Annotated in this window: 6 protein-coding genes and 1 pseudogene; 6 read left to right on the top strand and 1 reads right to left on the bottom strand. The window is 59.2% G+C overall.

All coding sequences use genetic code 11. From position 1 onward, the window contains the following. The first annotated feature begins 583 nt into the window (after positions 1-583). The 4 genes from EOA32_RS30440 to EOA32_RS30455 all read left to right on the top strand — a co-directional run bounded on the left by EOA32_RS30440 (position 584) and on the right by EOA32_RS30455 (position 5,520). Positions 584-3,883, top strand: a complete 3,300-nt coding sequence (locus tag EOA32_RS30440; RefSeq protein ID WP_245499435.1) for a type ISP restriction/modification enzyme — start codon at positions 584-586, stop codon at positions 3,881-3,883. A gap of 100 nt (positions 3,884-3,983) precedes the next feature. Next, positions 3,984-4,265: a hypothetical protein gene (locus tag EOA32_RS30445; RefSeq protein ID WP_128373686.1), complete on the top strand. Its 282-nt coding sequence runs from the start codon at positions 3,984-3,986 to the stop codon at positions 4,263-4,265. Positions 4,266-4,281: 16 nt separating this feature from the next. Then, on the top strand, positions 4,282-5,238 hold the full coding sequence (locus EOA32_RS30450) for an HrgA protein (protein WP_128373687.1): 957 nt from the start codon (positions 4,282-4,284) through the stop codon (positions 5,236-5,238). A 57-nt stretch (positions 5,239-5,295) separates the two neighbouring features. Then, positions 5,296-5,520, top strand: coding sequence for a hypothetical protein (locus tag EOA32_RS30455; protein ID WP_128373688.1), 225 nt, complete (start codon positions 5,296-5,298; stop codon positions 5,518-5,520). 37 nt (positions 5,521-5,557) lie between these two features. Here EOA32_RS30455 and EOA32_RS40220 read toward each other — a convergent pair whose 3' ends face one another. Then, entirely contained in the window at positions 5,558-6,268 is a 711-nt protein-coding gene (locus tag EOA32_RS40220) for a topoisomerase DNA-binding C4 zinc finger domain-containing protein (RefSeq protein WP_189407496.1), read from the bottom strand. A gap of 117 nt (positions 6,269-6,385) precedes the next feature. On the opposite strand from EOA32_RS40220, the pseudogene EOA32_RS30465 reads away from it, so the two are divergent. Both EOA32_RS30465 and EOA32_RS30470 read left to right on the top strand, forming a co-directional pair. Beyond that, positions 6,386-6,694, top strand: a pseudogene (locus EOA32_RS30465) (CapA family protein); the annotation flags it as partial. Positions 6,695-7,080: 386 nt separating this feature from the next. After that, the coding region (locus EOA32_RS30470; protein WP_145971394.1) for a hypothetical protein at positions 7,081-7,400 on the top strand (320 nt) is incomplete at its 3' end.

Consider the following 7,400-nt stretch of genomic DNA (forward strand, 5'->3'; position numbering starts at 1 on the left):
GGCCAGCGTAGGCCAGGTGATCTATCTCACCCATCACCAGCACCTATGCGAGATTGCGAAGTCGGTCATTCCCGACGTTATGATCCACGAGCTCGGGTGATCTCCGCGGCATTGCCGTTGGCCCGCACTCGCCGACAAGCGACACTTTACCGACCGCACTCGGACTTTCATCATGTCCCCGTGGACGTAGGCTCTGCTGCTTCTTGATTGCAGTCATTGTCGACGACGGGAAAAAATAGCGGAGGGCGTCCGTCCTCGATAGAACCTGAATGGGAGGAGATTCGGGCACCGTTTTTTCTGGTGGAGGCTTCCTGCAAAGCATCTCGTCTTCGGATGCGATCCAGGCAGCGTTGGGCGGGCGCGTCCGGGCCTTGGTGGAGGTCGGTGTGAAGGCACTCCTGCGAGCGCTGCTGAAATGAGTCCAAGAGACGACCGCCTTTATCGTCGGTTCGTGGGGGCGGGCAACATTGTTCGGAATTGACTGAAAAAATGCCTGCAAATCTAGAGCTCTTTGAATAGGTTCAACAGAAAGTGGCAGTTTGGCCTGATTCACCCTAGGGGTGAGACGGCGCGGAGGGGAATATTGGCCGCAGGGACAGTTGCAGGTGCGGTGTCGGCCTATGGCGCATCGCTGAAACCGAAGCTTTCGAATCCGGCAATCGGCGGGCAGCCCGAGGAGCAGCTTCGCGGGCCTCTTGAGGTGCTGGTCAAGTCGCTTGCGGAGGTCGAAGGTTTCGCAGCCGGCGCTGTCCACCTGGTCGGCGAGACCCGTCTTGCCGACATCAAGACCCGGCCAGATTTCGCGGTCACGGCCAACAAGGTGCTGGTCGGATTCATCGAACTAAAGGCACCGGGCAAGGGTGCCGATCCGCGCCGCTTCACCGATCCGCACGACAAAGAACAATGGGGCAAACTGAAATCGCTGCCCAATCTCCTCTATACCGATGGCCAGTCCTTCAGCCTGTGGCAGGACGGTGAGATCGTCGGCAAGGTCGTCGCGCTCGAAGGCAATATCGAAAGCGATGGGGCGAAGCTCGCCGCCCCCGACGGGCTGCTGCCTCTGATCGTCAACTTCCTGACCTGGAAACCCATACCGCCCGCCAACGCCAAGCAGCTCGCGCAGATTTCGGCGCGACTGTGCCGCCTTTTGCGCGATGAGGTGATTGAACAACTGGAGCGCAAGAGCCAGGGGCTGACGGATCTCGCCAGAGATTGGCGCAGGCTGCTGTTTCCGGAAGCCAACGACTACCGTTTCGCTGATGGCTATGCGCAGGCCGTGACGTTCGGCCTGCTCGTCGCTCGCGCCATCGACATTTCGCTCTCCGGCGGCATCCACCAGGCAGCCTATCAGTTGCGCGGCTCCAATTCGCTGATCGGCACCGCCCTCGGCCTTCTTACTGACGACCCCGAAAACCAGAAGGCGTTGGAGACGTCGCTCGCCACGCTGACCCGCGTGCTGAACGAGGTGAACTGGCACACCATCAGCAAGGACAAGCCGGAAGCCTGGCTCTATTTCTACGAGGATTTTCTCGAAGTCTACGACAACGATCTCAGGAAGCTGACCGGCTCCTACTACACGCCGCCGGAGGTGGTGGCAGCGATGACGCGGTTGGTGGACGAAACCTTGCGCGGGCCGCTGTTCTCGCGCCCGGCGGGCCTGGCATCGACCGACGTGACGCTTGCCGATCCGGCGATGGGCACAGGCACCTTCCTGCTTGGGGTCATACGCAAGATTGCCGCCACGGTCGAGGCCGACCAGGGCAAGGGCGCGGTGCGCGGCGCGGTCGAGGCGGCGATGAGTCGACTGATCGGGTTCGAGCTCCAGTTCGGCCCCTTCGCCGTCGCTCAGCTTCGCCTGATCGCCGAGTTGCAGGCTCTGACGAAGCCGGATGCCAAGACCCCGCCGAAACTACCCGACTTGCAGCTTTTCATCACCGACACGCTCGGCAACCCATATATCGAGCAGGACACACTGGTGCAGAGTGGCCCTATCGCGCAATCGCGGCGGGAAGCAAACCGGATCAAGCAGCAGCGCGACATCACCGTCGTGCTCGGCAATCCGCCCTACAAGAATCAGGCAAGTGGCATGGGCGCCTGGGTGGAGCAAGGCGCGACCGGTCGCCCCGCGCCGATGGACTGGTGGGCGCCGCCGCCGGAATGGAAGCTTGGCGCCTACACCCATCACTTGAAGAACCTCTATGTCTATTTCTGGCGCTGGGCAACGTGGAAGGTGTTCGGCACCGGCAACCGTGCAGCGACCGGAACCCCCGACCGGGACGAGGAGGGCATCATCTGCTTCATCACCGTCGCCGGCTTCCTTGGTGGGGATGGATTTCAGAAGATGCGCGACGATCTCCGGCGCACCTGTTCCGACATATGGGTGATCGACTGCTCGCCGGACGGACACCAGCCGGAAGTCCGGACTCGCATCTTCCAAGGCGTGCAGCAGCCCGTCTGCATCGTGTTGGCGGCGAAGCCGCTCAGCAAGGATCGGAACACGCCGGCCAGGGTGAGATTCCGCGCGCTACCCAAGGGGCCGCGCGGGGACAAGTTCACCGCGCTGGAGACCCTGACGCTCGACGCGTCAGACTGGCAGGATTGTCCTGCCGACTGGCGCGCGCCGTTCTTTCCGGCAGCGAGTGACGAGTGGGTAACGTTCCCGCCGTTAGATAGGTTTTTCGACTGGTCGAGTCCCGGCATAAAAACACATCGGACGTGGGTTATCGCTCCCGACCCCGAGTCTTTGTCTCGGCGTTGGGACGCATTACGCCGCGAGACAAACATCGAGAAGAAGGAACGGCTGTTTCACCCCGACCGGGATCGATACCTGGACAAGGTTGTGTCTGTCGGATTGGGCGATCACGGAGTGAGAGCCAGCGCAGTTATCAAAGACGAAGAATCGATCGTTTCCCCCTGTCGATACGGATTTCGATCCTTCGATCGCCAGTGGATCGTGCCAGATCATCGCCTTTTGAGCATGGCTCGGCCGACATTGTGGAACTGCTACTCCGCGCGCGACGTCTACCTGACTGCCTTGGAAGCATCGTCTCCAAAATCCGGACCAGCGATCACCTTCACAGGGCTGATTCCAGATCACGATCACTACAAAGGCTCATTCGGCGGCCGGGTATATCCGCTGTGGCGAGATGCGGCGGCGAAGGTTCCGAACGTCCCGACGCAACTGGCTGGCGTGCTAGCCGACGTTTACGGCCATGCGGTCTCGGCCGAGGATGTCTTGGCCTATCTGGCGGCGGTTATGGCGCATCCGGCCTTTACCGCGCGGTTCCAGAACGACCTCGTACAGCCTGGCTTGCGCGTGCCGTTGACTGCAGACCTGGCACTGTTTTCGGAAGCCGTCGCGCTCGGCCGTGAAGTCATCTGGCTTCACACCTACGGCGAGCGTTTCGCCGATCCGGCAGCCGGACGGCCGAAGGCGCCGCCGCGCATGGCCGAGGGTGCCCGGCCGTTCATTCCGGAGGGTGGCAGCATTCCCGGTCCGCCGGAGCCGCTGCCCGACACCATGGAATACGATCCGGCCAAGCGTCGGCTGCATGTCGGCAACGGGTTCCTTGACAACGTCTCGCCGGAAATGTGGGCCTATGAAGTCTCAGGCAAACAGGTGGTATGGCACTGGTTCAGCTACCGCCGGCTTGACCGCACGCGGCCACAGATCGGCGACAAGCGGCCGCCATCGCCACTCGACAGGATACAGCCCGACCATTGGCTGGCCGAATACACCAGCGACCTGATCGACCTCCTCAATGTGCTGGGGCGGGTGATCGCGCTAGAGTCGACGCAGGCCGACCTGCTGGCAAGCATCCTGAAGGCCGAGCTCATCAAGGCCGATCACCTGAACGTGGTGTTGGGTGCCAGAAATAACTGACAGTGTAGCGTCAGGAAACCGGGGATAAGCAGGTTTCCGGCCATCGCTTGGCCCGTTTAGCTGGGGCATAGTGCAACCAGAGAATCGTATCGGCAGGACAATGGCCAGGAATCAGCTCGACCTTTTCGGCGCAGCCCAGCCCGAGCTTTTCGACGAGGACGCGCAGACCGTGTATTACCACGGCGACCCCGACCGTGTGCGCGCGCGGCTGCACAGGCTGATCGCCGAGGCGCGGGCGGCTGACACGTTGCCGTGGGACCCCGACAGCGTGCGGCTGTACCGCAAGATCGTGCCGCAGATGGTGCTGTGGCTGCCCGAAGACGAAGCAAAGCAGCTTTGCTTCGATTTCGAGGAGGAGATGCGGCGTCTGCTGGCGGCGTAACTCGGGGCTGTCATTCATGGCATTAGAATTGAAGAACAGGGTTGTTGAACTTTTGTCAGCGAACCCAGGGAAGAGATTCAAAGCCAGGGACATAGCGATATGGATCGCAGAAACATATCCCGAGGCGGTGGCAGCGAAGATAAAGCGCAGCGTAGCAATCCAGACCCATGATCAGCTTCTTTATCAGCTTGTCGCCGAGATCGGGGCTAACCGTCCCATCTGGCAAAAGCAGCTTCCGCAATTGCGCAGCACGGAAGGCGTGCGACCGCGCCTCTTCTATTGGTCCGACAAGACCGAGGAACAGGAAGTGGCTGATGTCGAGAGCGGCAAGGAGCCTGTCCTTGAGTTCGCGACCGCGCCGGAAGGTGCTGTTCCCGCTGCCGCCGGCGAAACCCAAAAGAAGGTTCTGCGGCGAAGTGAACATGATCTGTATCCGCTGCTGATAGAATTTTTGGAAGCGGAGCACGGTGTTCAAGGCCATCGCATCGATGAGAAGAAATCTTCCAACACGTACGGGAGTGGCGGCAACAAGTGGTTGTTTCCTGACGTGGTGGGGATGGAAAACCTGTCGGACGGCCTTCACCCCGAGGTTGTGACAGCAATCCGGGAGAGCCGCGACAGGCAAATCCGACTCTGGTCGTTTGAGGTAAAGCTTCTCATCAACCGTTCGAATGCCCGCGAGACCTATTTTCAGGCCGTGTCGAATTCCTCGTGGGCCAACTACGGCTACCTTGTTGCCGCCAATTTCGAAGGTTCCGAAACTCTCAAGGAATTGCGAATTCTGTATGCGATGCACGGCATCGGCCTGATCCGCCTCGATGAGGAAAATCCTATCGAGAGCGAAATCCTTGTTCCGGCGCGCGAGAAGCCAGATATCGAATGGCCTATGTGCAGCCGCCTCGCAACGGAGAACAAAGACTTCAAGCAGTTCATGACCAAGGTTCGCCACTTCTTCCAGACGGGCGACATGTAGTCGATGATCCTTCCACTACGCAGAGATAAATCGAGGGGTCGATTGTAGGGGGCGACGATGGATCCGAGGAGAAGGTTAGACGAGAAGAGCGAAAGGCTTCGCTCGTCAAGGGTTCCCTTCATTGAGACCTATCGAGAGGCGGTCCTTGAAGAGCAGCCGCTTGGAAAACTACTGGAGCGCGAGGTCATCGTTATCCGGATCGCGAAAAGCCATTTTGTGCTCTACTCGTTGCTTTTTGGGTTTTTCCTGGCCCTCATCGTCCTTGGCATATCTTCCGGGTAAATACCCTATGTTGAGGGTGGTTGCCGCGGGCGGACGGTCAGCCGGCCACCGAACAAGAATACCTGCACCGAGGATATTCGGAGCAGCCCAGAAATTCGCCGAACCTGCCCCTCTTTCTAACGAGGTGGCCGCGACAGCTTTCTGTCGGGCATGAATGCTTTGGCGCCTTGCTGCGATATTTCTGTTTCTTGAATTCCCAAGGATGGATGTTGTCCTTGAAGGCCCATATGCCCCGCTTTGCGCGTTTGGCGTCCTCCAAGGCATCGAGGTAACGCTGATCGGGTCCGTATCGCTCCAGAACCCATGCCCAGCCATTGACGACCATCTCTAGCTCGATGTTTCTCGTCACGCGGAAGGGCGCCCCAAACGTTGTCATGACATGAGGGCATGACGACGGTGTTCTGAACTCGCCGGCGGCGTAATCCAGCGTCAGATAGGGAACGCAGACGACACGGCCGTACGTGTCTACTGACCGCCCGGTATTCATCTTCATCAAGATGGCAAGTTCGACCCACTTGCCGCCGATCAAGGCGGTGAGGAAATCCTTGGCCTCTTGGCCCCCGGGCTGTTCAATTTCCGGAGCATCGATGAACCCGAATCTAGCGGTTATCTCAATCTCGGCTTGATCCCTTGGGTTTCCTGTGACCTCGGAAACCTTGACCCGAGTTAGAAACCCGTCACCATCGAATATCTTTAGCACCGGAACACTAATCGTGTCCGTTTGTGGATCCTCAGGCACAATGATCACGGAATTTACTTCTTGAGTCATTGTAGCGGCGGCCAAGGGATAGGGATAGGGATAGGAATAGGAATAGGAATAGGAATAGGAATAGGAAGACTATATCTTCCACGTTTCGTTTAGGAAGCCGATATTGCTTTCACGAATTTCGAGACCACGGTGTTCGGCCAGCATGGTGGATGACCGATGAAGGGTTCCTACTTTGGTTGTTCGGCACCCGTGGTGCTGGATGCGCTGAAGGACATCGGGTTCAACGCCCTAGCGCTCTCCAACAACCATGCCTTCGATCTCGGCCCGCTTGGCGTTCTGTCGACGCTCGAAGAGGCGGCGGAGCGAGGCTTCCATCACGCCGACATCGGTGTCGATGCCGAGGATGCGCGTCGCCCGGGAATGAAAACCTTTGGCGCGAGAAAGGTGGCGCTTGTAAGCCGGGAGCCGAGATGAACGAGGACTTGGCGGCCCGTTCACGCTCGCACGGCCTGTCGATCGCCGTCAAAAAGGGTGCCGAAATGCTATGTGGCCGCTTGCGAGCTGAACCGACTGCTTAGCGCCTTCAATACAGTCGTTTAGGCCGGTGTCATCAGTTCCTAAAGCTGCCTTTCATCCGGAACCGGTTTCATCGTCAGGCTGGGGATTGCTAGGAATGCGGGTTTGGATGAGTGCTTCCACGTCGGGACGCTGACAATAGAGTCGAGATATGGCACCCAAGAGAGCATGATTTGCAGACACCCGAAGTAAGCGCGGGATTTACGGAGGGGCGGTCGATGCATCCACGGTTTCTGGAGAAGGTTGGTGGCCTTCACACCTTGTACGAGAAGCTGATGGCGATGAAGCCGCACGCCGGTACACCGCCGCCAACAAAGATTCCCGTCAGCGGCGTCTACCTGTTCAGCGAAGGTGACGAGCCCCTGTACGTTGGCCGTTCAAACCGGCTGCGTGAGCGCTATTTTCTCCACACCCGAAACGGGTCGCGCCACAACCAGGCGAGTTTCGCCTTCCGGATTGCAGTCCAATTGCTAGACCTCCCCGCCGCCCGCTATACGAAGGAGGGTGGTCGCAAGGAAATCGCGCTCATGGAAGATTTCATCCGGGAGTTTGCGGCAGCCAAGACGCGCATTCGCAACATGAACTACCGCTATGT

Origin of the sequence: Mesorhizobium sp. M1A.F.Ca.ET.072.01.1.1 (assembly GCF_004023325.1) — a bacterium.
Taxonomy (GTDB): Bacteria; Pseudomonadota; Alphaproteobacteria; order Rhizobiales; family Rhizobiaceae; genus Mesorhizobium.

Excerpts from the sequence above, each read along its gene's own strand:
- EOA32_RS30455 (WP_128373688.1), top strand. The coding sequence starts at position 5,296 with ATGGATCCGAGGAGAAGGTTAGACGAGAAGAGCGAAAGGCTTCGCTCG.
- EOA32_RS30445 (WP_128373686.1), top strand. The coding sequence starts at position 3,984 with ATGGCCAGGAATCAGCTCGACCTTTTCGGCGCAGCCCAGCCCGAGCTT.
- EOA32_RS30450 (WP_128373687.1), top strand. The coding sequence starts at position 4,282 with ATGGCATTAGAATTGAAGAACAGGGTTGTTGAACTTTTGTCAGCGAAC.